The organism is Frateuria sp. (assembly GCF_035944355.1).
In the GTDB taxonomy this organism is placed as follows: domain Bacteria; phylum Pseudomonadota; class Gammaproteobacteria; order Xanthomonadales; family Rhodanobacteraceae; genus Frateuria_A.
The window spans coordinates 306,682-329,092 of record NZ_DASZBH010000004.1 but is presented as its reverse complement, the minus strand read 5'-3'; the positions used below and the strand labels follow the sequence as shown (position 1 = coordinate 329,092).

The 22,411-nt window shown below is 68.8% G+C and carries 17 protein-coding genes; all 17 read right to left on the bottom strand.

What is annotated here, in order from left to right:
• Positions 1-36: 36 nt before the first annotated feature.
• On the bottom strand, positions 37-981 hold the full coding sequence (locus VGU03_RS02580; RefSeq protein ID WP_327478372.1) for an SPFH domain-containing protein: 945 nt from the start codon (positions 979-981) through the stop codon (positions 37-39).
• 63 nt (positions 982-1,044) lie between these two features.
• Positions 1,045-2,424, bottom strand: a complete 1,380-nt coding sequence (locus VGU03_RS02575; protein ID WP_327478371.1) for a sensor histidine kinase — start codon at positions 2,422-2,424, stop codon at positions 1,045-1,047.
• Between the two features lie 28 nt (positions 2,425-2,452).
• The gene (locus VGU03_RS02570) at positions 2,453-2,779 is read right to left on the bottom strand and encodes a hypothetical protein (protein WP_327478370.1); all 327 of its coding nucleotides are present in this window, start codon (positions 2,777-2,779) and stop codon (positions 2,453-2,455) included.
• Between the two features lie 128 nt (positions 2,780-2,907).
• Positions 2,908-4,245 carry a sigma-54 dependent transcriptional regulator gene (locus VGU03_RS02565; protein ID WP_327478369.1) on the bottom strand — a complete coding sequence of 446 codons (1,338 nt, stop codon included), beginning with the start codon at positions 4,243-4,245 and terminating at the stop codon, positions 2,908-2,910.
• Between the two features lie 250 nt (positions 4,246-4,495).
• Complete coding sequence (locus tag VGU03_RS02560) at positions 4,496-6,295, bottom strand: DUF885 domain-containing protein (protein ID WP_327478368.1); 1,800 nt, start codon at positions 6,293-6,295, stop codon at positions 4,496-4,498.
• An 86-nt stretch (positions 6,296-6,381) separates the two neighbouring features.
• Positions 6,382-7,596 carry an ABC transporter permease gene (locus tag VGU03_RS02555; protein ID WP_327478367.1) on the bottom strand — a complete coding sequence of 405 codons (1,215 nt, stop codon included), beginning with the start codon at positions 7,594-7,596 and terminating at the stop codon, positions 6,382-6,384.
• A gap of 47 nt (positions 7,597-7,643) precedes the next feature.
• Positions 7,644-8,966, bottom strand: a complete 1,323-nt coding sequence (locus tag VGU03_RS02550) for an ABC transporter permease (RefSeq protein WP_327478365.1) — start codon at positions 8,964-8,966, stop codon at positions 7,644-7,646.
• 40 nt (positions 8,967-9,006) lie between these two features.
• On the bottom strand, positions 9,007-10,194 hold the full coding sequence (locus VGU03_RS02545; protein WP_327478363.1) for an ABC transporter permease: 1,188 nt from the start codon (positions 10,192-10,194) through the stop codon (positions 9,007-9,009).
• Between the two features lie 11 nt (positions 10,195-10,205).
• A complete protein-coding gene (locus tag VGU03_RS02540) occupies positions 10,206-11,513 on the bottom strand; it encodes an ABC transporter permease (protein WP_327478361.1) in 1,308 nt (435 codons plus the stop codon).
• A gap of 145 nt (positions 11,514-11,658) precedes the next feature.
• A complete protein-coding gene (locus tag VGU03_RS02535; protein WP_327478359.1) occupies positions 11,659-12,891 on the bottom strand; it encodes an ABC transporter permease in 1,233 nt (410 codons plus the stop codon).
• Positions 12,892-12,901: 10 nt separating this feature from the next.
• Positions 12,902-14,209 carry an ABC transporter permease gene (locus VGU03_RS02530; protein ID WP_327478357.1) on the bottom strand — a complete coding sequence of 436 codons (1,308 nt, stop codon included), beginning with the start codon at positions 14,207-14,209 and terminating at the stop codon, positions 12,902-12,904.
• Between the two features lie 53 nt (positions 14,210-14,262).
• The gene (locus tag VGU03_RS02525) at positions 14,263-15,513 is read right to left on the bottom strand and encodes an ABC transporter permease (RefSeq protein WP_327478355.1); all 1,251 of its coding nucleotides are present in this window, start codon (positions 15,511-15,513) and stop codon (positions 14,263-14,265) included.
• Between the two features lie 91 nt (positions 15,514-15,604).
• Positions 15,605-16,921 (bottom strand): ABC transporter permease, encoded by a 1,317-nt coding sequence (locus tag VGU03_RS02520; RefSeq protein WP_327478353.1) that lies wholly within the window; start codon positions 16,919-16,921, stop codon positions 15,605-15,607.
• A gap of 30 nt (positions 16,922-16,951) precedes the next feature.
• Positions 16,952-18,184, bottom strand: coding sequence for an ABC transporter permease (locus VGU03_RS02515; protein ID WP_327478351.1), 1,233 nt, complete (start codon positions 18,182-18,184; stop codon positions 16,952-16,954).
• Positions 18,185-18,194: 10 nt separating this feature from the next.
• Positions 18,195-19,508 carry an ABC transporter permease gene (locus VGU03_RS02510; RefSeq protein ID WP_327478349.1) on the bottom strand — a complete coding sequence of 438 codons (1,314 nt, stop codon included), beginning with the start codon at positions 19,506-19,508 and terminating at the stop codon, positions 18,195-18,197.
• Between the two features lie 189 nt (positions 19,509-19,697).
• Complete coding sequence (locus VGU03_RS02505; protein WP_327478347.1) at positions 19,698-20,933, bottom strand: ABC transporter permease; 1,236 nt, start codon at positions 20,931-20,933, stop codon at positions 19,698-19,700.
• Positions 20,934-20,943: 10 nt separating this feature from the next.
• Entirely contained in the window at positions 20,944-22,251 is a 1,308-nt protein-coding gene (locus VGU03_RS02500; protein WP_327478345.1) for an ABC transporter permease, read from the bottom strand.
• Between the last annotated feature and the right edge of the window lie 160 nt (positions 22,252-22,411).

Below are 22,411 nucleotides of genomic sequence, written 5' to 3'. Positions count from 1 at the left end.
GGCTGGGAGAAGGGGGAGGCCTTTCGCCCCGGCGCCTCAGCGCGGCGGCGGCACCGCCTTCGGCGCCCCCTGCTGCGACAGCGATTCCTTCGCCAGCTCCGCGATGCCCGCCAGCGAGCCGATGATGCCGGTCGCCTCCATCGGCAGCAGCAGCATCTTCTGGTTGGGCGAGTGCGCGATCTCCTTGAGCGCCTCGACGTACTTGTTGGCGACGAAGTAGTTGAGCGCGTTGAGGTTGCCGTTGGCGATCGCGTCGGAAACCATCTTGGTCGCCTCGGCCTCGGCCTCGGCCAGGCGGATACGCGCCTCGGCCTCGCGGAAGGCGGCCTCCTTCTTGCCCTCGGCGGCCAGGATCGTGCTCTGCTTTTCGCCGTCGGCCTTGAGGATCGCGGCCTGCTTGAAGCCCTCGGCCTCCAGGATGTTGGCGCGCTTCTCGCGCTCGGCCTTCATCTGCCGCGCCATCGAGTCGATCAGGTCGCGCGGCGGCGCGATGTCCTTGATCTCGATGCGGTTGACCTTGACGCCCCACGGGTGGGTGGCCTCGTCGACCACGCGCAGCAGCTGCGCATTGATCGCATCGCGCTTGCTCAGGGATTCGTCCAGGTCCATCGAGCCCAGCACGGTGCGGATGTTGGTCATCACCAGCGCCAGCGAGGCCTGCTCCAGGTTGGCCACCTCGTAGGCCGCCTTGGCCGCGTCCAGCACCTGGTAGAACACCACGCCGTCCACGCGCACCACGGCGTTGTCCTTGGTGATGACGTCCTGCGAAGGCACCTCCAGCACCTGCTCCATCATGTTCATCTTGGCGCCGATCCCCTGGTAGATCGGGATCAGGAAATGCAGGCCGGGGTTCAGCGTGCGCGTGTAGCGGCCGAAAGTCTCCACCGTCCACTCGTAGCCCTGCGGCACGATGCGCACCAGCTTGGCGATCACGATCACCACCAGCACGACCAGCACCGCGGCTATCAGCAGATTGCCCATGACCCCCTCCTTTGGTTGAAGGTCGAGTATAGGCGAGCCGACTGGGCAGGCTATGACAAGCCGCTAGGCCGAGGCGCGCACCGGCAACAGCAGGCTCACGCGCAGGCCGCCGCCCTCGCGGTTGGCCAGCGTGATGCGCCCGCCGTGCGCCTCGGTGATCTCGCGCGCCAGCGCCAGGCCCAGCCCGGTGCCCGAGCGCTTGGTCGAGTAGAACGGCAACAGCGCCTGCGCCAGCACGGTCTCGCTCATGCCCGGGCCGCGGTCGGCCACCTCGATGCGCCAGTCGTGGCCGACCTGCGCGAGCGCCAGCGTCACGCCGTCCTCGGCGCCGCCGGCTTCGTGCGCGTTCTTGATCAGGTTGATCAGCACCTGCTCGATCTGCGCCGCGTCGAACCAGCCCGGTTCGGTCGGCACCTGGCCGACCAGCTGGTAGCGGCAGTGCAAGGCGAGGCTGTCCAGGAACGTCTGCCAGTCGATCGGCTGCGGTTGCGGCGTGGGGAGCTTGGCGAAGCTGGCGTAGCCGGCGATGAAGCCGTGCAGGTGGCGGGCGCGCTCGCCGATCGTGGCGAACACCCCGGGCAGCCGCGCCAGGTCGTTGCGCCGCGCCAGCTCCGCGCCCGAGTGCGCGAGCGAGGAAATCGGCGCCAGCGAATTGTTGAGCTCGTGGCTGATCACGCGGATCACCCGCTTCCAGGTCGCCACTTCCTGCCGTGAAAGCTCGCGCGTCATGCGCCGGAACGAATACAGCTTGTGCGGCCGCCCCTGCAGGCGGAACAGCCGCTGGGAGAGATGGAAGGTCTCCTCGGCGCCGTCCATCGGCACGGTGAGCAGCGCGTCCTCGCCGCTCTCCACGGCATGGCGCAGTGCCTCGGGAACCTTGACCAGCAGCTCGCCGAAATCCAGCCCGTTGAGGCTGCGACCTTCATTGAACAGGTGCCGCGCGGCGATGTTGGCGTAGGCGACGCGGCCTTGCGCATTGGCCAGCACCAGCGCCACCGGCGTGTGCTGCACCACCGTGTCCAGCAACAGCTCGCGCTGCACCAGGTGCTGGCGCTGCTCGCGCAGGGTCTGGCCCAGCGTGTTGTGCATGCGGATCAGGTCGCCCAGCTCGTCGCGCCGGTCGGCCGAAATGGAAAAGCTGAAGTCGCCGTCGCGGAAACTGGCCACCGCGCCTTCGAGCGCGCGCAGCAGGCGGCGGATCGGCGACATCACCTGGGATCCCAGCCAGAGCAACAGCGGCAGCAAGACCACCATGCTCGCCAGCAGGGCGCCGGATATGCCCGGCAGGGTCGGCAGATGGGTGCCGAAACGCGGATCGTGGCGCAGCCAGGAGAGCAGCTGCGGCAACGGCCACTGGCTGATGCCGGCATAGACCAGCGCCCCGCTGAAGCTCGCCAGCATCAGCAGCCCGGTCAGGCGGGTCTGCAGTGACCTCAGCTGCATGCGGGGCTCCGGCTGGGGACTGCCCGGATCAGTGGCACGCGGGGTCCATCGGCGTCTGCGGGCAGCTCACCGCGGGACGGCCGTTGCCGTCCACCGAACCCGTGCCGCCGACCGCGGCCCGGCCCGAACGCTCCTGTGCGGTGTTGCCCGGCAGTTCCATGGGATTGCGTCGTTCCTTGAACTTGAAGTGGGAGCTGGGCTCGCGCTGCGCGGCCGGGGCCACGCCGCCCGAACGGTAGCTTGCCGTGGACGCCGGTGCCGGGGTGCTCCAGCTGTCGCTCGCCTGCGGGACGCTCTGGGCCTGTACCGCCCCCGCGGCAAGCAGGATGGCGAACATGAAGGCGGGAGTGCGCATGGTCGGGGTTCCTTGGGTGAGGATGCCGATGATCCCGCGGCCCTCCGATGGCGGCAACCGCAGGAAGGGCGTGGGTTCGCGTGCGGGGGGGCCCCACCGAACTGAAGGCGGGGAAGGGTCAGACTCTGTCAACTGGTCGCCAGGCCGTAGCGCTCCATGCGCCGGTACAGCGCCTGGCGCGAGAGGCCCAGCGACTGCGCGGCGCGGCTCACCACGCCGTCGGCGCGCTGCAGCGCGCTCTCCACCGCCTCGCGGCTGGGCTCGTCCAGGTTGCGGGCGACCGCAGGCGTGTGCTGCGGCAGGTTGAGCAACTGTGGCGTGACCACGCCGTCGGTGGCCAGCAGCGCGGCGCGCTCGATCGCATTCTTGAGCTCGCGCACATTGCCCGGCCAGGGGTAGCTCACCAGCGCCTCGCGCGCCGCGTCGCCGAGTTCCGCGCGGCCGTCGAGGAAATGCTCGGCCAGCGGCACGATGTCGTCGGTGCGCTCGGCCAGCGGCGGCAGGTTCACCTCGATCACGTTGAGGCGGTAGTAGAGGTCCTCGCGGAAGGTGCCGGCCCGCACCATCGCCTTGAGGTCGGCGTTGGTCGCCGAGAGCACGCGCACCCTGACCTGCCGCGTGCGGCCCGAACCCAGCCGCTCGAACTGGCCGGTCTCCAGCACGCGCAGCAGCTTGACCTGGCCGGGCAACGGGAGGTTGCCGATCTCGTCCAGGAACAGCGTGCCGCCGTCGGCCAACTCGAAGCGTCCCTCGCGCGCCTTGTTGGCCCCGGTGTAGGCGCCGGCGTCGGCGCCGAACAGCTCCGCCTCGATCAGCTCGCCCGGCAATGCGCCGCAGTTGACCGCCACGAATGGCCCGCTGCGCACAGGCGAGTTCGCGTGCACGATACAGGCGATGCGCTCCTTGCCCGCGCCGTTGGGTCCGGTGATCAGCACCGGCACGTGCGAGCGCGCCACCTGGCAGGCGAGCTCCAGCGTCTGCGCCATCGCGTCGGAGGCGAACACCAGACCGTCCAGCTCGTAGGTCTGGCGCAGCACCTCGCGGCGGCGGCGGCGCTCGCGGCGGGTGCGGTTGACCTCGCGGGTGGATTCGGAGAGCTCCAGCAGGTTCTCCACCGTGGCCAGCAGCTTGGTGTCGTCCCAGGGCTTGGCCACGTAGTCGGCGGCGCCGGCCTTGACCAGCTCCACCGCGGTTTCCAGGTGGGTCCAGGCGGTCAGCAGGATCACCGGCAGGTCGGTGTGCCGCTGGCGGATGGCGCGGAACAGCGCCACGCCCTCCTCGCCCGAGGTGGTGTCGGCGGTGAAGTTCATGTCCTGGATCACCACGTCGACCAGCTCGCGGTCGAGCATGGCCAGCCCCTCCTGGGGCGTGAGCGCGGTCAGCGGGCGGATGTCGTGCAGCGAGAGCAGCAGCGACAGCGCCTCGCCCACGGCCGGGTTGTCGTCGATGATGAGGACGGTTCGCATCTTTTTCCTGCACATGCCGGCATGGATGCATCTCCACGCCAAAAGGTTGCTTTTTGCTCCCTCTCCCCGGCCCCTGCCTGGGGAGAGGGGGAAGGGGAAGGCTCCTGGCTCTTGCAAGCATGCCTCAATGAAAAGGCAAAGGCCTCCCCCTCTCCCAACCCTCTCCCCCGGCCGGGCCGGGGGAGAGGGCTCAACCTGGCGGGGCTGGGGGAGAGGGCTCGACCTGGCAGCCAGCCAGGGCTTCGTGGCCTCAGGCCTTGGCCTTCTGCGCCGCGATCCAGCCGTCCACGCGCTGCTCGAGCACATCCAGCGGCAGCGCGCCGCCGCCCAGCACCTCGTCGTGGAAGGCGCGGATATCGAACTTCGCGCCCAGCGCCTGCTTGGCCCGCGCCCGCAGCTCCAGGATCTTCAGCTGGCCCATCTTGTAGGCCAGCGCCTGGCTGGGCCAGGTGACGTAGCGGTCCGTCTCGGCCTGGATGCTGGGCTCGTCCTCGCTGGAATGGGCGTGGAAGAAATCCACCATCTGCGCCCGCGTCCAGTGCTTGTAGTGCACGCCGGTATCCAGCACCAGGCGATCGGCGCGCAGCAGTTCGTCGGACAGATGGCCGTAGTAGGACAGCGGGTCCTGGTAGAAGCCGACCTCCTTGCCCAGCTGTTCGGCGTACAGCGCCCAGCCTTCGACATAGGCGGTGTAGCCGGCCTGCTGGCGGAACGGCGGCAGCGCGGGCAGCGTCTGCGCGATGGAGATCTGCATGTGATGCCCGGGGATGCCCTCGTGGTAGGCGGTCGATTCGATCGACAGCACGCTGCGGTGGGCGTAGTCGCTGGTGTTGACGAAGATCTGCCCCGGCCGCGAGCCGTCCGGCGTGCCCTGGTGGTATTCGGCGCCGGGCGCCTCCTTTTCGCGGAACGGCTCGACCGGCATCACCACCACGTCGGTCTTGGGCAGCAGGCCGAACAGCTTGGGCAGCTGCGGTTTCATCTGCGCGAGGTAGCCGCGGTAGCGTTCGAGGATGTCCTCGCGCGACTTCGCGTGCACTTTGGGATTGGTCTGGAGCGCCGCGCGAAAGCTGGCCAGGTCCTGGTAACCCTGCGCCTTGGCGATGGCGGTCATCTCGCCCTCGATGCGCTCGACCTCGGCCAGGCCGATCGCGTGGATCTGCGCCGGGCTCTTGTCGGTCGTCGTGGTCTGGCGCACCAGGAAGCGGTAGATCGCATCGCCGTGCGGCAATTGCCACACGCCCGGCTGGCTGCGCCCGTGCGGCGCGTAGTCCTTCGCCACGAAGTCGCCCAGCCTGGCGTAGGCCGGGCGCACCTGGCCATCGATCGCCGCCAGGATCGCCTGCTTAAGCCGCGCCTGGTCGGCCGCGGACACGCTCTTGGGAAAGTGCTTCAGCGGCTCGGCGAACACGCTGTCCATGCCGGCCGGCCGCTGGATGCTGGCGATCTGCTGCACCACCTTCTCCAGCAGGTACTTCGGCGGCATCATGCCGTCGCGCAAGCCCTGGCGCGCCACCTCGACGGTCTGGTCGAACAGCTTGGGCACCGCTTTCAGGCGCGCCAGGTAATCCTCGTATTCCTTGGTGTTGTCGAACGGGATGGAGCTGACGAAGCCGGCCAGCTGCAGATGGATGCCGCTCATCTGCTCCAGCGGCATCTCGTTGAGCTTGAAGTCCAGGCTGGTGAGGCTGTCCTTGAGCTGGCGCACCATCAGCTGCTGGTTGAGCGCGTCCTCGTCGGGCAAGCCGCGGGTGTCGATCGCCTCGAAGCGGCGCAGGAAGTCCTGGGCCACCTTGCGCTCGGCCGCGGTGTGCGCCAGCGACATGTCGCTCCAGCGGTCGTTGTAGCGCAGGTCGCCCAGCACGGTGGCGAATTCGGGCGAGTTCTCCAGGGTGTGCTGCCACTGCTCGGCCAGCAGCGCATCGAGCGCCTTGACGCGCGCGGCCACGTCCGCCGGCGCGACTTGCGTGGAAGCCGTGTCGCGTGCGCTGGCGGCCAGCGGCAGGGCCACCAGCAGGGCCGTACACAACATCAAGGGTCGCAGCTTCATCGTCCGTCCTTTCGTCTTGGAAAGCAGATTGTGGTCGCGGTGGGCCAGCGCGCTCGCGTGCCGGAATGCATGCAGGTGCGACGGACTCACACCGACCGCGTGGCGACCACCGGCGGCACCGCCGCCGCGCGCAGCGCCGGCGCCAGCACCGCCAGCTGCCCGAGCGCCCACAGCACCAGCGCGCCGATCGGCAGGTACAGCAGCGGCAGGCGCGGCAGCTCGTACCGGGTCATCAGCAACACATTGGCCCCGAATGCGAGCACCATGCCCAAGCCGATGCCGAAGCTGACGATCAGGAAGTTCTCGGTCTGGAAATAGCCCAGAATGTCGCCGCGGGTGGCGCCCAGCGCGCGGCGCACGCCGATCTGCTTGCGCCGCTGCGCGACCCAGAAGCTGGTCAGGCCCACGATGCCCAGCGCGGTCACCAGCAGCAGCGCCACGATCACGCCCACCAGCATGCCGGCCATGGCGCGGTCGTCGCGGAAGTAGCGGTCGCGCAGCTGCGGCAGGGTCTGGCTGCCCAGGCTGTCGACCACCACTTCCGGGGCGATCTTGGCGATGCGCTCGCGGGCCTCGCGCAGCACGCGGTCGAGCTGGTCCGGCGCGGCGCGCAGCAGGTAGACACCGGCGAGATTCTCGCCGGGCAGCGCCGGCACGAACACCGACCACTCGCGCGTGTCCGGGCCGCCCTCGCCGCCCGCCGGCCGCGCCAGGTGGTCGACCACGCCCATCACGCGGTACGGCCGGTCGGCGCACCAGATCACCTGGCCCAGCGGGTCGGCGCCCGGCCACAGGTGCGCGGCCAGCGCGCGGCTCACCAGCACCGGCGCGCTCCTGGGCAGGAAGTCGATCACCGCAGTCATGTCGGTCGCCTGCGGCCCCCGGCCGGACACCACGCGCAGGCCCAGCGCCTCGAAGCTGCCTGGTCCGCCTACGTAGAAGTGGACCACGCCAGCCGACTTCTGCGCGTCCCGGCTCAGCTTGATGCCGGCGGTGCCGGCATGCTGGCCGAACGGCACCGCGTTGATCACGCTGACCGACTGCATGCCGGAAATCGTGCGCAGCCCGTCGAGCACGCGCGCGTTGAGATCCGTGGCCTGGGCCGCGTCGTAGCCGGTGAGCGTCAGCTCCGCCAGCGAACTCTCGTCGACGCCGCTCTGCAAGCCGGTCTGCTGCACCCGGTTGGCGATCAGGAAGCAGGCGTTGCAGAGCACCGCGCAGGCGAGCGCGATCTCCATGACGATCAGCAGCGTGGCCAGGCGATGGCGGCGCAACGCGGCGAGGACGGGTCGTATCTGCATGGTCGGGTTGGCTCCTTGGGAGTGCAGCTGCGGTCGCGGGCAGCGCATCAAAGCGTCTTCAATTGCAGCCCAGGCGTGACGCGGCTCGCACGAAGCGCAGGCACCAGGCCGGCAAGCAGGCTGGCCAGCACCGCCAGCACGAAGGTGGCCAGGAACATCCCGCCGTCCAGGTGCGCCAGGTCCGCGTATTCGACCGGTTGTCGCCGCACCAGCCACAGGCCCAGCAAGGTCAGCAGCCAGCCACCGAAGCCGCCGAGCAGGCCGATCATCCCGGCCTCCACCAGGCACTGCGCAAACACCGCGCCACGGCTCGCGCCGAGCGCGCGGCGCACGCCGATCTCGCCGCTGCGGCGCAGGAACTTGGCCAGCAGCAGGCCCACCGTGTTGCACAGGCAGATCAGCAGGAAGGCGAAGGCCAGCGCGACCTGCAGCCGCACGTCGCTGGGCACGACGTGGTTGAAATCCAGCCACTGCATGAGGTCCATCATCCGCGTGTTGTCCGCATGCACGAAGCGGCCGAGCGCCTTTTGCTGGACCGCGTAGTCGGCGACGAAGCGCCGGTAAGCGGCGACCTTCGCCGCATCGTTCAACTGCACCCACAGCGCCACCCACACGCATGGCGCGGTCTGCAGGTGCTTCATCGCCTGCGGATCGCCCCAGCAGGTGAACACGCCGAAGTCGTTGCCGGCGACGTCCTGAGCCGAGGTGAACGGCATGAAGACATCTTCCGGCTTGGCATAGAAGGAGGAAGTCTTGCCGTCCGAGAAGCGCCCGCCCGCCACGTCGTAGAACTGCGGCGACGGACGCCATGACGCCAGCACGCCGACGATGCGCACGTCCGCATCCTTCAGCCGCAGGGTGCGCCCCACGCTGTTGGCGCCGCCGAACAGCCGGTTGTTGAGATCGGAGGAGATCACCGCCACGCGCGAGCGCTGCGCATCGTCGGCCGGCGTCCAGGCGCTGCCGTAGCGCAGCGGCACGGCGAACATGGGAAAGAAGTCGCTGGTGGTGGTGAGCACCCGCGCCATCTGCGGCGGCAGGTTCACCCCCGGCGCGCGCAGCTTCAGCTCGGCGCTGGCGATCAGCGCCTGGCGATCGGCGCGGTGCGCGCCCCACAGGTCCATCGCGGAGCGGTAGTCCATCACGTCGCGCGGCTGGCTGTCAGGCCGGGAGTCGTCGGTCGGGTCCACCTGCGGATAGAACAGCGTGGCGCTGCGCCCCGGCATCGGGTCGCCGGAAAGCAGATGCATCACCGTCAGCGTGGTCATGCTGGCGCCGATGCCCACGGCGATGGCCAACACCATCAGCGCGGTCAGCGCCTTGTTGCGCTTGAGGCTGCGCAGGGCGAGGTCGAGGTAGTAGCTGAACATTCCCGGTTCCTTCAAGGCGAAATGGGCGCTGCGTCGAAACTCATACCGATCGGGTCGCCACCACCGGCGGCACCGCCGCGGCACGCAGCGCCGGGCCGAGCATCCACAGCGCGACCGCGCTGGCCGGCAGGTAATACCAGGGCATGCGCGCGATCTCGTAGCGCTGCATCAGGTACAGGTTGATGCCGAAGGCCAGCACCATGCCCAGCACCACGCCGGCGGTGCCGAGCAGGAAGTTCTCGGTCTGGAAGTACTGCATGATGTGGCCGCGGGTGGCGCCCACGGCGCGGCGGATGCCGATCTGCCTCCGGCGCTGCCCCACCCAGAAGCTGGTGAGGCCCACGATGCCGAATGCGGTCACCGCCAGCATCACCACGCAGACCAGCACCAGCATCCACGCCATGCTTCGGGTATTGGCGAAGTAGTCGCCACGCATGCCGGCATAGGTCACGCCTTGCACTACCGCGCCGGGCTCCAGCTTGCCCAGCGCCTGTGTCGCCTCGCGCAGGACGCGCGCGCGGTCCCGGGGTGCGCTGCGCAGCACGTAGTCGCCCATCACCGCGTCAGGATGCAACGGGAAGAACACGCTGGAATGGCGGCCGCCCGGCCCGCTGAACCTCGGATCCTGCGCCAGCACGTCGGCGACCACGCCGACCACCGTCCAGCTCCTGTCGTTGGTGTACAGGTTCCTGCCCAGCGCGCTCTGTCCCGGCCACAGGCGCCGCGCATCGCTTTGCGTGATCAGCACGACGTGACCGGTGGAATTGAAGTCCCTGGTACCGCTGTCCGCATACTCGTCGGCGTTGAAGAAGCGTCCTGCCAGCAGGCGCAGCCCCAGCGCCTGCTCGCCGCCGCTGCCGAGGAAGTAGATCGAAGTGTTAACCGTGGTCTTGCCGTCCGGCGCCGTGGTGAAGTCCGACAGCGCGGGGTTCTGGTCCAGCGGCATGCTGGTCGCGGCGGCCGCCGCCGTCACCCCCGCAATGCCGCGCAGGGCCGCGAGGTCGCGCGGGATGTCGCTGGCGGCGAGCCTGGGATCGGTGCCGTTCACGGTGACCACCGAGATGCCCTGCTCGTCGATCGCGTTCGGCCAACGGATGTCGGCGATGCGCTGGCCGATCATGAACACCGCGTTGCACAGCACCGCGCAGGCGAGCGCGATCTCCAGCACGATCAGCGTGGCCGGGATGCGGTGCCTGCGCAGGCTGGCGAGTATCGGACGGATTTCCATGGTCGCTCCCCTCAAACGGCTTTCAGTTGCGGAGCCGGCGCCACCGCGCAGGCGCGCCACGCGGGCAGCAGGCCCGCGACCAGGCTGGCCGCCAGCGCCACCACGAAGGTGAAAAGGAACATCGCCAGGTCCAGATGCGCGAGGCTGGCGTATTGCGCCGGCTGGTGGCGGATGCCCCACAGCCCCAGCTCGGCGAAGACCAGGCCCAGCACGCCGCCGGCCACGCCCACGATGGCGGCCTCGACCATGAACTGGGCAAAGATCGCGCCGCGGCCGGCGCCCAGCGCGCGGCGCACGCCGATCTCGCGCGAACGGCGCAGGCATTTCGCGAGCAGCAGGCCCACCGTGTTCACCACGCAGATCAGCAGGAAGCCGAACGCCAGCCCTGCCTGCAGGCGCGCATCGTCCGGCACCACGTGCTCGCCGCGCAGCCACGCCATCAGGCCTGACAAGGCCGTGCGCGACTTCTGGAAGCGCCCCAGCGCCACCTGCTGCCGTGCGTAGGCGGCCAGGAACCGCCGGTAGGCCGAGACCGCGGACGCATCGGGCAGCTCCAGCCACACGCCCAGCCAGATCGCCGGAGAAGTCTCCAGATGTTCCATGCTGGAACCGGAGCCGTAGGACATCATCATGCTCGGCCCGATGCCGTCGGCGCGCGCAGCCTGAAACGGCATGAACACGCCCTCGCCCTTGCCGTAATTGCGGCTGCCCAGATGCAGCGCGTAGAAGCGCGGCTGCGGCGCCCAGGACTTGAGCACGCCGATGATGCGGAAGTCGCGGTCCTCGACGCGGATCATGCGGCCCACGCTGTTTGCGCCGCCATACAGCTTGTCGTTGAGGAAGTCGGAGATCACTGCGACCTGCGCACGGCGTTCGTCGTCGGCCGCGCTCCAGCCAGCGCCGTACTGGAACGGCGCGTCGAACATCGGGAAGAAGTCCGCCGTCGTCATCACGCCGTCCGCATAGAACGGCTTGCCCTCCGTCGTCCTCGGCATCACCTTGACCTGCGCCAGCGCCACCGCCGTCTGTCGCTGCGCCTTGCCCGCACGCAGCAGGTTCATCGCATCGACGTAGCTCATCAGCCACGGCAGCTTCGTACCGCTGCGCGAGAAGGGCCGGTTCTCCGGATAGGGATCCACCTGCGGGTAGAACAGCCGCGCGCTCTTCTGCGGCAGCGGATCGCCGGACAGCAGCCGCAACACGGTCAGCGTGGTGATCGTGGCGCCGATGCCCAGCGCGAGCGCCAGCACCATCAGCGCCGTGAGCACTTTGTTGCGCTTCAGGCTGTGCAGGGCCAGATCGAGGTAGTAACCGAACATTGCACCTCTCCGGTGATTGGACTCCCCTCTCCCGCTGCGGGAGAGGGGTTGGGGGAGAGGCTTGGGCCGGCACGCAAACGCTGCACTCACCCGCACCCTCTCCCGCCTTGTCGGTCCCCTCTCCCGCAAGCGGGAGGGGGGAGCCTCATACGCTTCTTGTCGCCACCACCGGCGGCACCGCCGCGGCGCGCAGCGCCGGGCCGAGCACGGCGAGCTGGCCGATGATCCACAGCGTCAGCGCGCCGACCGGGAAGTAGATGCCCGGCAATCGCGGCAATTCGTAATGCAGCATCAGGAACAGGTTGATGCCGTAGGCCAGCACCATGCCCAGCACGATGCCGAGGCCCGCCAACAGGAAGTTCTCGGTCTGGAAGTAGCGCAGGATGTCGCTGCGGGTGGCGCCCAACGCGCGGCGCACGCCGATGGTGCGGCGGCGCTGCCCCACCCAAAAGCTGGCCAGACCCACGATGCCCAGCGCGGTCACCGTGAGCAGCGCCACGATCACGCCGGCAAGGATGCCGGCCATGGCACGGTCGTTGGCGAAGAACTTCTCGCGCAGCTCGTCGTAGCTGCGCTGCTGAGTCACCACCCGTTCCGGATCGGCCTTCTTCAGCGCAGCCACGGCGGCCTTGAGCACGGCCTCGCGGTCCTGCGGGCGGGTGCGGATGACGTAGCTCTGGTCCTTGCCTGCGCCCATGAACAGCGGCAGGACCACCGAGTAATGCGCGGTGATGTCGTTGTAGGCGTTGGCGCGCACCAGGTCGGCCAGCACGCCGACCACCCGCACGCCCACCTGGTCGGTGAGGTAGATCGTCTTGCCCAGCGGATTCTGCCCCGGCCACAGGCGGTCGGCCAGCGCCTGCGTGATCACCGTGACTGCGGGTATGCCCTTGGTGTTGCCGGTGGCCAGCGCCTTGACCACGATGTCCGCGTTGGTGGTCTCGTCCGGCTGCAGGTTGCGTCCTGCCACCAGTCGCGCGCCCATGGCCTGCGGAATGTCCTCGCCGAAATAGGTGCCGGCGCTGAGCGTAGGCTCACGCTGCGCGGGATCCAGCTTGATGCTGGCGTTCGACGAGGAACCTCCCAGCGGCAACTGGTTGGTCAACGCCACCGCCTGCACGCCCGGCACCTGGCGCAGCACGGCGAGGTCCTCACGGGCGCGGGCGAAGATGTCGGGCGTGGGCGCGATCTCGGCCAGCTGGATCTGCACCAGCGCATGCTCGTCGACGCCGGTGGTCATGTGCATGTGCTGCAGGCGGTGGCCGATCATGAACACCGCGTTGCACACGATGGCGCAGGTCAGCGCGATCTCCAGGATCAGCAGCCACGCTGTGATCTTGTGGCGTCGCAACGTGGAAAGTATCGGTCGCAGTTCCATGGTCGTGCCCTCAGTTGCTTTTCAGCTGCAGGGCGGGCGCAACCTGGCAGGCGCGCCAGGCCGGCAGCATGCCGGCGAGCAGGCTCGCGACCAGCGCCAGCAGGAAGGTGGTCAGCAGCATCGCAGGATCGAGATGCGCCAGCGCCGCATGGTCGGAAGGCTGATGCCGCACCACCCACAGGCCAAACAAGGCCAGCAGCAGGCCACCCACGCCACCCGCCAGGCCCACCACGCCCGACTCGATCAGCAACTGCGCGAACAAGGCGCGCCGCGAGGCGCCCAGCGCGCGACGCACGCTCAGCTCGCCGGCGCGGCGCAGGAACTTCGCCAGCATCAGGCCCACGGTGTTGACCAGGCACACCAGCAGGAAGCCGAAGGCCAGCCCGGCCTGCAGGCGCACGTCGTCGGGCACCACCTGCCAGTAGGCGAGCCACTGCATCACGTTGCGCAGGCGCACGTTCGGCGCCTTCACGAAACGGCCCAGCGCCTTCTGCTGTTCGGAGTACCGGATCAGGAACTGCTTGTAGTCCGCGGCCTTGGCCGGCGTATCCAGTTGCACCCAGAACTGCATCCACACGCAACTGGCCGACGGGTAGATGCTGCCCACGCCACCGGTGCCGTTGCCCCAGCAGTCGGAGGAGCCGTTGTGTGCCACGTGCAGGTCCAACGCCGTCTGCAGCGGCATGAACACCTGCTCGGCGTAACCGTAGGAACCGGTATTGAGGTCGTAGAAGTGCGGGCTGGGCGCCCAGTCGCCGAGTACGCCCACGATGCGGAACAGGCTGCCGGCTATGCGCAGGGTGCGCCCCACGCTGTCGGCGCCGCCGAACAGCCGCTCGTTCAGCTCGCTGGCGATCACCACGTCGCGCGCCTTCGCCTCGTCGTCGGCCGCGTCCCAGCCGCGGCCGTAACGGAACGGCACGCCGAACATCGCGAAGAAATCCGCCGTGGTGTAGCGCGCCTCCACGTAGAACGGTTCGATTGCCGCGGAATCCGGCTGGATCGGCACCGAGCCGCCGGTCATCAACGCCTGACGATCCGCCTTTCTCGCACGCAGCAGGTTGAAACCGTCGATCTCGGTGAGCTGCATGGGCGGCTCCCTGCCCGGCATGAGGCCACTGTTGTCGCGCGGATCGACCTGCGGGTAATACAGCGTGCCGCTGCGCCCAGGCAGCGGATCGCCGGACAGCACATGCAGCACGGTGAGCGTGGTCATCGACGCACCGATGCCCAGCGCGATGGCGAACACCATCAACGCAGTGAGTGCCTTGTTGCGCCTGAAGCTGCGCAAGGCCAGGTCGATGTAGTAGCCGAACATTCCTGTGCTCCTTGCCTCGGGTCCCTCTCCCATCGGCAGAGGGGTTTGAAAGGTCACACCGACCGCGTCGCCACCACCGGCGGCACGTTGGACGCGCGTCGCGCCGGCGCGAACACCGCCGCCTGCCCCAGCAACAGCACGGCCGCCACGCCGGTGATCACGTACAGCACCGGCAGGCGGTCCATCTCGTAGTGGTGCATCAGCCACAGGTTGAGCCCCACCGCCAGCAGTACGCCGATGACCGCGCCGATGCCGGCGATCAGCAGGTTCTCCGCCTGGAAGTAATGCAGGATGTCGACCTTGCGCGCGCCCAGCGCGCGGCGCACGCCGATCTGGCGGTGGCGCTGGCCGACCCAGAAGCTGGTCAGGCCGACGATGCCCGCGGCGGTGACGCCGATCAGGATCAGGCAGACCACGCCCATCAGCACGGCCATGCCCACGTCGGCGCGGTAGGCCTCGGCGCGGATGTCGGCGAAGGACTTGACGCTGTCGTCGTCGAGCACGCGCAGCGGATTGACGCGGTAGAGCACGGGCGTGACCGCCTTCATCACCGCCTGCAGCCGCCCGGGCTTGGTGCGGATCGCATAGCGCGAGAAATTGGCGTTCAGCCGGATCGGCTCCAGCGTCGAGTTCCACACGAAGCCGTTGGTCCAGCTGCCGGTGCCGGGCACCTGCAGGCGCTCGACCACGCCGATGATGGTGGTCGGCGTGCTGGAGCCGTCCAGGTACATCACCTTGCCCACCGCGCCCTGCGGGAACAGCTTGTCGGCCAGCGCCTTGGTCACGATCACCATCGGCGGCTCGCCCTGGTCGCGGAAGCCGTGGTGCTGCACGTCCGCGGCAGTGAACGCGCGCCCCGCCACCAGCTTCAGGCCCAGCGTGCCGAGCATGCTCTCGTCGCCGAAGTAGTAGGTGCTGCGCGCGTTGCCGCCACGCAGGTCGGTGCCGGGCTTGAGCGCGGCCGAGCCGTTCCAGGAGGAGTTGAGCAGCGGCAGCGAATTGATCGGCGTCACCGAGACCACGTCGGGCATGGCGCGCAGCGCGGCGAGGTCGGCCTGCAGCATGCTGTCGAGCTTGTCGTTGTCGCCGGGTTGGTCGCCGCCGGGCGCGCCTACCCACTGCTGGGTGACCAGCATGAGGTTGGCCTCTTGCAGCCCGGTGGGGCGGTTCACCCGCTGCACGCGCTGGCCGATGATGAAGATGGCATTGCAGACGATCGCCAGGGTCAGCGCGATCTGCAGGGAGATCAGCACCACGCCAGCCTTGTGCTTGCGCAATGCCGCGATCATGGGATGCAGGGTCATGGCTTGGTTCCTTGCGAAATCCGATGGATGAGCCGCCTTTTTCCGAGCAGTGCGGCCATGGCTGGCCGCCTTCTCGCGCAGGGACGGCGCACTAGTTGCTCTTCAGCTGCCAGGCGGGCTGCACCCGCGAGGCCCGGAACGTGGGATAGAGCCCGGCCAGCAGCGTGGCGAGGGTGGCCACCAGCAGGGTCAGCAGCAGCAGCGGCACGTCCAGCCGGGCCAGCGCCGCGATGTCCTTGGGCAGCACCCAGCTCACGCTGGCCACGCCCACGCCGGTGAGCAGCAGCCCCAGCAGGCCGCCGGCCAGGCCGATGATCCCGGCCTCGGTCAGGAACTGCGCGTAGATGGCCGCGCGCTGCGCACCCAGCGCGCGGCGCACGCCGATCTCGCTGCTGCGGCGCAGGAACTTCGCCAGCAGCAGGCCGGCGGTATTGACCAGGCACACGATCAGCAGGCCCAGCGCGACCAGCAGCGACACCTTGGTGTCGCTGGGAACCACCTTCTCGGCGTCGAGCCACTCGGGCAGGCTGCGCAGGCGGTTGTTCGGCGCCCAGCCGAAGCGGCCGGCCTGTTGCTGGTCGCGCGCGTAGCCGTCGAGGTACTCCTTGTAGGCGCTCACCGCGGCCGCGTCGTCCAGCTGCGCCATGTAGGCGATCCACACGCAGCTGGAGCGCTGCAGCCCGACGAAGCCCGACTGGGCCGGTATCTCGCTGCAATTGGTGTTGCCGTCGTTGGGCATGCCCACGTCGATGGCGCGCTCGAACGGCAGGAACACGTCCTCGTCGCTGCTGTTGAAGCCGCCGGTGTTGACCACGTCGTAGAAGCGCGGCTGCGGGTTCCAGTCGTCCAGCACGCCCACCACGCGGTAGTCCTTGCCTTCGATGCTGACCGAGCGGCCGACGCTGTCGGCGCCGCCGAACAACTTCTCGTTGAGCTTGCGGCTGATCACCACCACCGCCGCGCGCTGGCTGTCGGCACCGGCGTCCCAGGCGCTGCCGTAGCGGAAAGGCGCGTCCACCATCGGGAAGAATTCGCTGAAGACCGCGTGGCCGCTCACGTTGATGGGGTGTTTGCCGGCGCCGGTTGGCACCACCGAAGGCGAGACTCGGTACATGGCCGACTGCAGCTTGGCGCGGTGCGCGCGCTGCAGCGCCAGGGCGTCGGTGTAGTCCATCGCGTCCGGCGGCTCGCCGTTGTCGTTGCGGCCCTTCGGGCCCCACATGTCGATCTGCGGCACGAACAGCTTGGACGACTTCCAGGGGATGGGGTCGCCCGACACGGCGCGGAACACCGAGTAGGTGGTCATCGACGCGGCCACGCCGAAGCCGATCGCCAGCACCATGAGCATGGTCAGGCCGCGGCTCCGCTTGAGGCTGCGCAACGCCAGTTCGAGGTAGTAAGTGAACATCGCAGTTCTCTCCAGGGATTGCGCAGGGGGCTACACCGATCGCGTCGCTTCCACCGGGGGCACGCGCGAGGCCTTCATCGCGGGAGCGAGCACGGCGCCCTGCCCCAGCAGGAGCAGCAGCACCACGCCGCCGGCCAGGTAGAGCGGCGACAGCGGCTGCGCGCCCAGGCGCAGCACCAGCCACAGGTTCATCGACAGCGCCAGCACGATGCCCAGCAGCACGCCGCCGCAGGTGATCAGCAGGTTCTCGGTGAGGAAGTAGCCGAGGATGTCGCGCCGCCGCGCGCCCAGCGCGCGGCGCACGCCGATCTGCTTGCGCCGCTGGCCGACCCAGAAGCTGGTCAGGCCGACGATGCCCGCGGCGGTGATCACCAGCAGCACGGCACTGATGATGCCCATCAGGATGGCCATGCCGCGGTCGCTGTCGTAGGCCCGCGCGCGGATCTGCGCGAAGCTGCCGCCGTCGGCCGGATCGATGATGCGCTGGCCGTCCAGCGCGAACAGCGCCTTGGGCGCCTCGCGCATCGCCGCTTCGAGCCGACCCGGCCGGGCGCGCACGATGTAGTAGACGCCGGAAGGCCAGTTCAGGCGCATCGGCCAGATCATCGACTGGTAGGCATAGGCGGACTGCCAGTCCTCCACCGCCTGCGTCTGCAGGCGATCGACGATGCCGATGATGATGCTGGGAGTGGCACTCATCGAGTAAAGCGGCTTGCCCAGCGCCGAACCGTCGGGGTAGAGGCGGTCGGCCAGCGCGCGGGTGACGATCACCTGCGAGGGATGCAGCTCCTCGCGCAGCCCGAGCGTGCCGATCTCGTCGGCGCGGAAGTTGCGCCCCGCCACCAGCTTCACGCCCAGCGTATGCAGCAGGTGCTCGTCGCCCAGGTACACCGCGGCGTCGGAGGTCGGCCGCACCTGGTCCGGGGTGAGGCCGACGAAGTTGTCCCAACCGCCGCCACGCAGCGGATAGGAATTGCTCGGCGCGGCATCCAGCACGTCCGGCAGCTGCCGCAGCGCGTCCAGGTCGGTGCGCACCTGCGCGTCGATCTCCTGCTTGGACTTCTGTTCGCCGGCCCACTGGTTGTAGATCACGAACAGGTCGGCCTCGTCGATGCCGGTGCGTGCCGACAGGTGCTGCAGGCGCTGGTGGATGATGAACAGCGCGTTGCAGACGATCGCCAGGGTCAGCGCGATCTGCAGCACGATCAGCACGGTGCCGGCCTTGTGGCGACGCAGGGCGGTCAGGACGGGTTTGATCTGCATGGTCGCCGCCTCAGTGTGACTTCAGCTGCCAGGCCGGCTGCACCTGTGCGGCGCGCCAGGCCGGGTAGAACGCCGCGATCAGCGTGGCCAGTACGGCCAGCGCCAGGCACAGCCCCACCAGCGACAGGTCCAGTCGCGCCAGGCGCGCGATCTGCGGACGGAACAGCACGCCCACCCCCGAGATGCCCACCGCGGTCAGCACCAGGCCCAGCAGCCCGCCCGCCGCGCCTACCGAGGCCGCTTCGATCAGGTATTGCGCGTAGATCTGCCGGCGCGGCGCGCCCAGCGCGCGGCGCACGCCGATCTCGCCGGCCCGGCGCATGAATTTGGCCAGCAGCAGGCCGACCGTGTTGACCAGGCAGATGACGAAGAAGCCCAGCGCCACGACCAGCGCGATGCGGCTTTCCGGCGGCACCATCTGCCGGTAGTCCAGCCACTGCATCACGTCGCGCAGGCGCACGTTGGGCGCCCAAGCGTAGCGTCCGGCGCGCTGCTGGTCGGCCGAATAGCTCTCCAGGAAGCGGCGATAGCGGGCAACCGCGGCCGCATCGTCCAGTTCCACCCAGGGCGTGATCCAGACGCAGTTGCTCTGCAGCCAGCCGTCGTAGCCGTTGAACGAGGGATTGCCGCGGCAGCTGTTGTTGCCCGCGGTGTCGAGCTTGAGGTCCAGCGCGCGGCTGAACGGGATATAGAAATCGGTCGGATCGCGAAAGCCGCTGGTGCTGCCGCTGGCGGCGAAGAAGCGCGGCTTGGGGTTCCAGTGCCGGGTCACCCCGACCACGCGATAGGCGTGGCCACCCAGCACGACCTCGCGGCCCACGCTGTCGGCGCCGCCGAACAGGCGCTGGTTGAACTCCTCGCTGATCACCACCTGGGCCGCGTGCCCGTCATCGGCGTTCGCGGCCCAGCCGCTGCCGTACAGGAAGGGCACCTCGAACATGGGGAAGAAGTCCGCGGTCACCGCATAGCCGTCGGCGCCCTCGGGCAAGCTGTGCCCCTGGTCCGGCTGCGCCGACAGCCACACCGAATACAGCAGGGTCTGGCGCTTGGCCTGATGGGCACGCTGGAGCGCCAGCGCATCGACGTAGTTCAGTGCGTAGGGCGGCTCGCCATCGATATTCTGCTGCGGCCCCCAGCTGTCGATCTGCGGCGTGAACAGCACGCTGGACTTGTCGGGGATGGGATTGCCCGACACCGCGCGAAACACCGAGTACGTGATCATCGCGGCGGCCACGCCGAAGCCGATCGCGATGACCATCAAGGCGGTCAGCACGGGGTTGCGGCGCAGGCTGCGCATGCCGAGTTGGAGGTAGTAACCGAACATCAAGACTCCGTAGTCAGCTCCCTCTCCCCCCTCCTTGATAAAGGCAGGGGGAGAGGGTCGGGGTGAGGGATCGGGCGGAGCGCGTTTCCCACGCTTGCCTGCAAATCACACCCGGCTTCGATGGAGTGTCGGGCGAGCCCCGCCCCTCACCCCAACCCCTCTCCCCAAAAGGGGAGAAGGGTTCACCAATTACACCGAGCGCGTCGCCTCGACCGGCGGCACGCGCGAGGCCTTCATCGCCGGCGCCAGCACCGCGCCCTGCCCCAGCAGCAACAGCACGACCACGCCGGCCGCCACGTAGAGCAGCGACAGCCGCTCCATCTCGAAATGGCTGACCAGCCATAGGTTCATGCCGATCGCCAGCGCCGCGCCGACGACCACGCCGCCGGTGCCGATCAGCAGGTTCTCGGTGAGGAAGTAGGAGAGGATGTCGTGCCGGGTGGCGCCCAGCGCGCGGCGCACGCCGATCTGTTTGCGGCGCTGGCCGACCCAGAAGCTGGTCAGGCCGACGATGCCCGCGGCGGTGATCGCCAGCAGCACGGCGCATACCACGCCCATCAGGATCGCCATGCCGCGGTCGCTCTTGTAGGCCTGCTCGCGCACCTGCGCGAAGGTGCGCACGCCGCGCTCCTCCGGGATCACGCGCATGCGATTGGTCTTGAACAGCAGCGCCGGCACCGCGTGCACCATGCGGTCGAGCTGGCCCGGCTGCGTGCGCACCAGGTAGCTGCCGAAGCTGCCGGTCAGCAGGCGCGGAATGAGGATCGCGTTCTCGGAAAAGTTGCCGGCCCAGGTGCCGGTCCAGGGCACCTGCAGGCGCTCGACGATGCCGATGATGGTGCTCGGGGTGGTGTTGCCGGAGTGGTAGAGCGGCTTGCCCAGCGCGCTGCCGTCCGGGTAGAGCTTGTCGGCCAGGGCCTTGCTCACCATCACCACCGGCGTGCTGGTGAATTCCTTGGGGTCGACCCAGTCGATCTCGTCGGGCCGGAAGTTGCGCCCGCCGACCAGCTTCAGGCCCATCGTGGACAGCGCATGATCGTCGCTGAAGTAGAGCGTGGTGTGCGCCATCTCCTTCTTGGTCTCCGGCGTGTTGTTCACGCTGGTCGACCAGCCGCCGCCGCGCAGCGGGTAGGAATTGGCCATGGTCGCGTCCACCACGCCCGGCATTCGGCGCAGCGCCTCGAGGTCGGTGCGGCCCAGCGACGGCGTCGCCTTATCGTCGGCGCCGACCCAGCGGTTGGCCAGCGTGAGCAGGTTGGCCTCGGTCATGCCGGTCGGGCGCGACAGGTGTTCGGTGCGCTGGCGGATGATGAACAGCGCGTTGCACACGATCGCCAGGGTCAGCGCGATCTGCAGCGCGATCAGCACAGTGCCGGCCTTGTGCCGCTTGAGCGCGGCGAGAATGGGCTTGATCTGCAGCATCATCGTCGCCTCCTCAGTTGGACTTCAGTTGCCAGGCCGGTTGCACCTGGGCGGCGCGCCAGGTTGGGTAGAACGCCGCCAGCAGCGTGGCCAGGACCGCGACGATCAGCGTGAGGAGCACCAGCTTCCCGTCCAGCGTGGCCAGGCGTGCGATCTGTTCGTCGAACACCCAGCCCACACAGAGCATCCCCAGACCGGTCAGCAGCAGGCCCAACACGCCGCCGGTCAGTCCGACGGTGCCCGCCTCGACCAGGAACTGCATGTAGACCTCGCGCCGCGAAGCGCCCAGCGCGCGGCGTACGCCGATCTCCGGCGAGCGGCGCAGGAACTTGGCCAGCAGCAGGCCGACCGTGTTCACCAGGCAGATCAGCAGGAAGCCCAGCGACACCAGCAGCGAGATCTTCGACTCCGGCGGCACCACCTTGTTGAAGTCCAGCCAGTCGGTCACGTCGCGCACGCGCACGTTGGGCGCCCACTTGAAGCGGCCGGCGCGCTGCTGCTCGGCCGCGTAGCCGGTGAGCCAGCGCCGGTACGCGTCGGCGTCGGCCGTGGTCGGCAACTCCGCCCAGTACTCGATCCAGACGCACTCGGAGTGCAGCCAGTTGTCCCAGCCGGTGCCGGGCGTGTCGTCGCAGTTGTTGTTGCCGGCGGTGCCGATCTTCAGGTCGATCGCGCGGGTGAACGGGATGAACAGGCCGATCGGGTCGCCGAAGCCGCCGGTGTTGACCGGGTCGAAGAACAGCGGCTGCGGGTTCCATTCGCCGGTCACGCCGGTGATGCGGTAGTCGCGCCCGTCCAGGTTGATCGTCTTGCCTACGCTGTCCTGGCCGTTGAACAGCTTGTCGTTGAGCTTCTTGCCGATCACCACGACCGCGGCGCGCGCGTCGTCCTGCGCCTGGGTCCATGGGCCGCCGTAGATGAAGGGCACGTCGAACATGGCGAAGGCGTCGCTGTACCAGGCGTAGCTGTTCTCCTGGATCGGCAAGCGGCTGGCGTCGGCCGGGATCACCGAGGGCGCGATCGGATACAGCGCGGTCTGGCGCTTGGCCTTGTGCGCCTGCATGAAGGCCACGGCATCGGTATAGGTGAGCGCCGGGGGCGGCTCGCCATGATCCATGTCCTCCGGCTTCCAGTTGGCGATCTGCACCGCGTACAGCTGGCCGGACTTCTGCGGGATCGGGTTGTTGGAGGTGGCGCGGAACACCGAGTAGGTGATCATCGAGGCGGCCACGCCGAAACCGATCGCCATGATCATCAGCGCGGTCAGCAGCGGGTTGCGGCGGAGGCTGCGCAGGCCGAGTTGGAAGTAGTAGGCGAACATGTCGGGGGTTCCGGAAATGGAGGGCGACTGCGCAAGGCGAAGCTCCCTCTCCCCCGGCGCATGCCGGGGGAGAGGGCTGGAGAGAGGGGGAGGCTTTGCTCGGGCTTTCCACGGCAACAAGCAAAAAACCAAAGGCCTCCCCCTCTCCACCGGCGGGGCC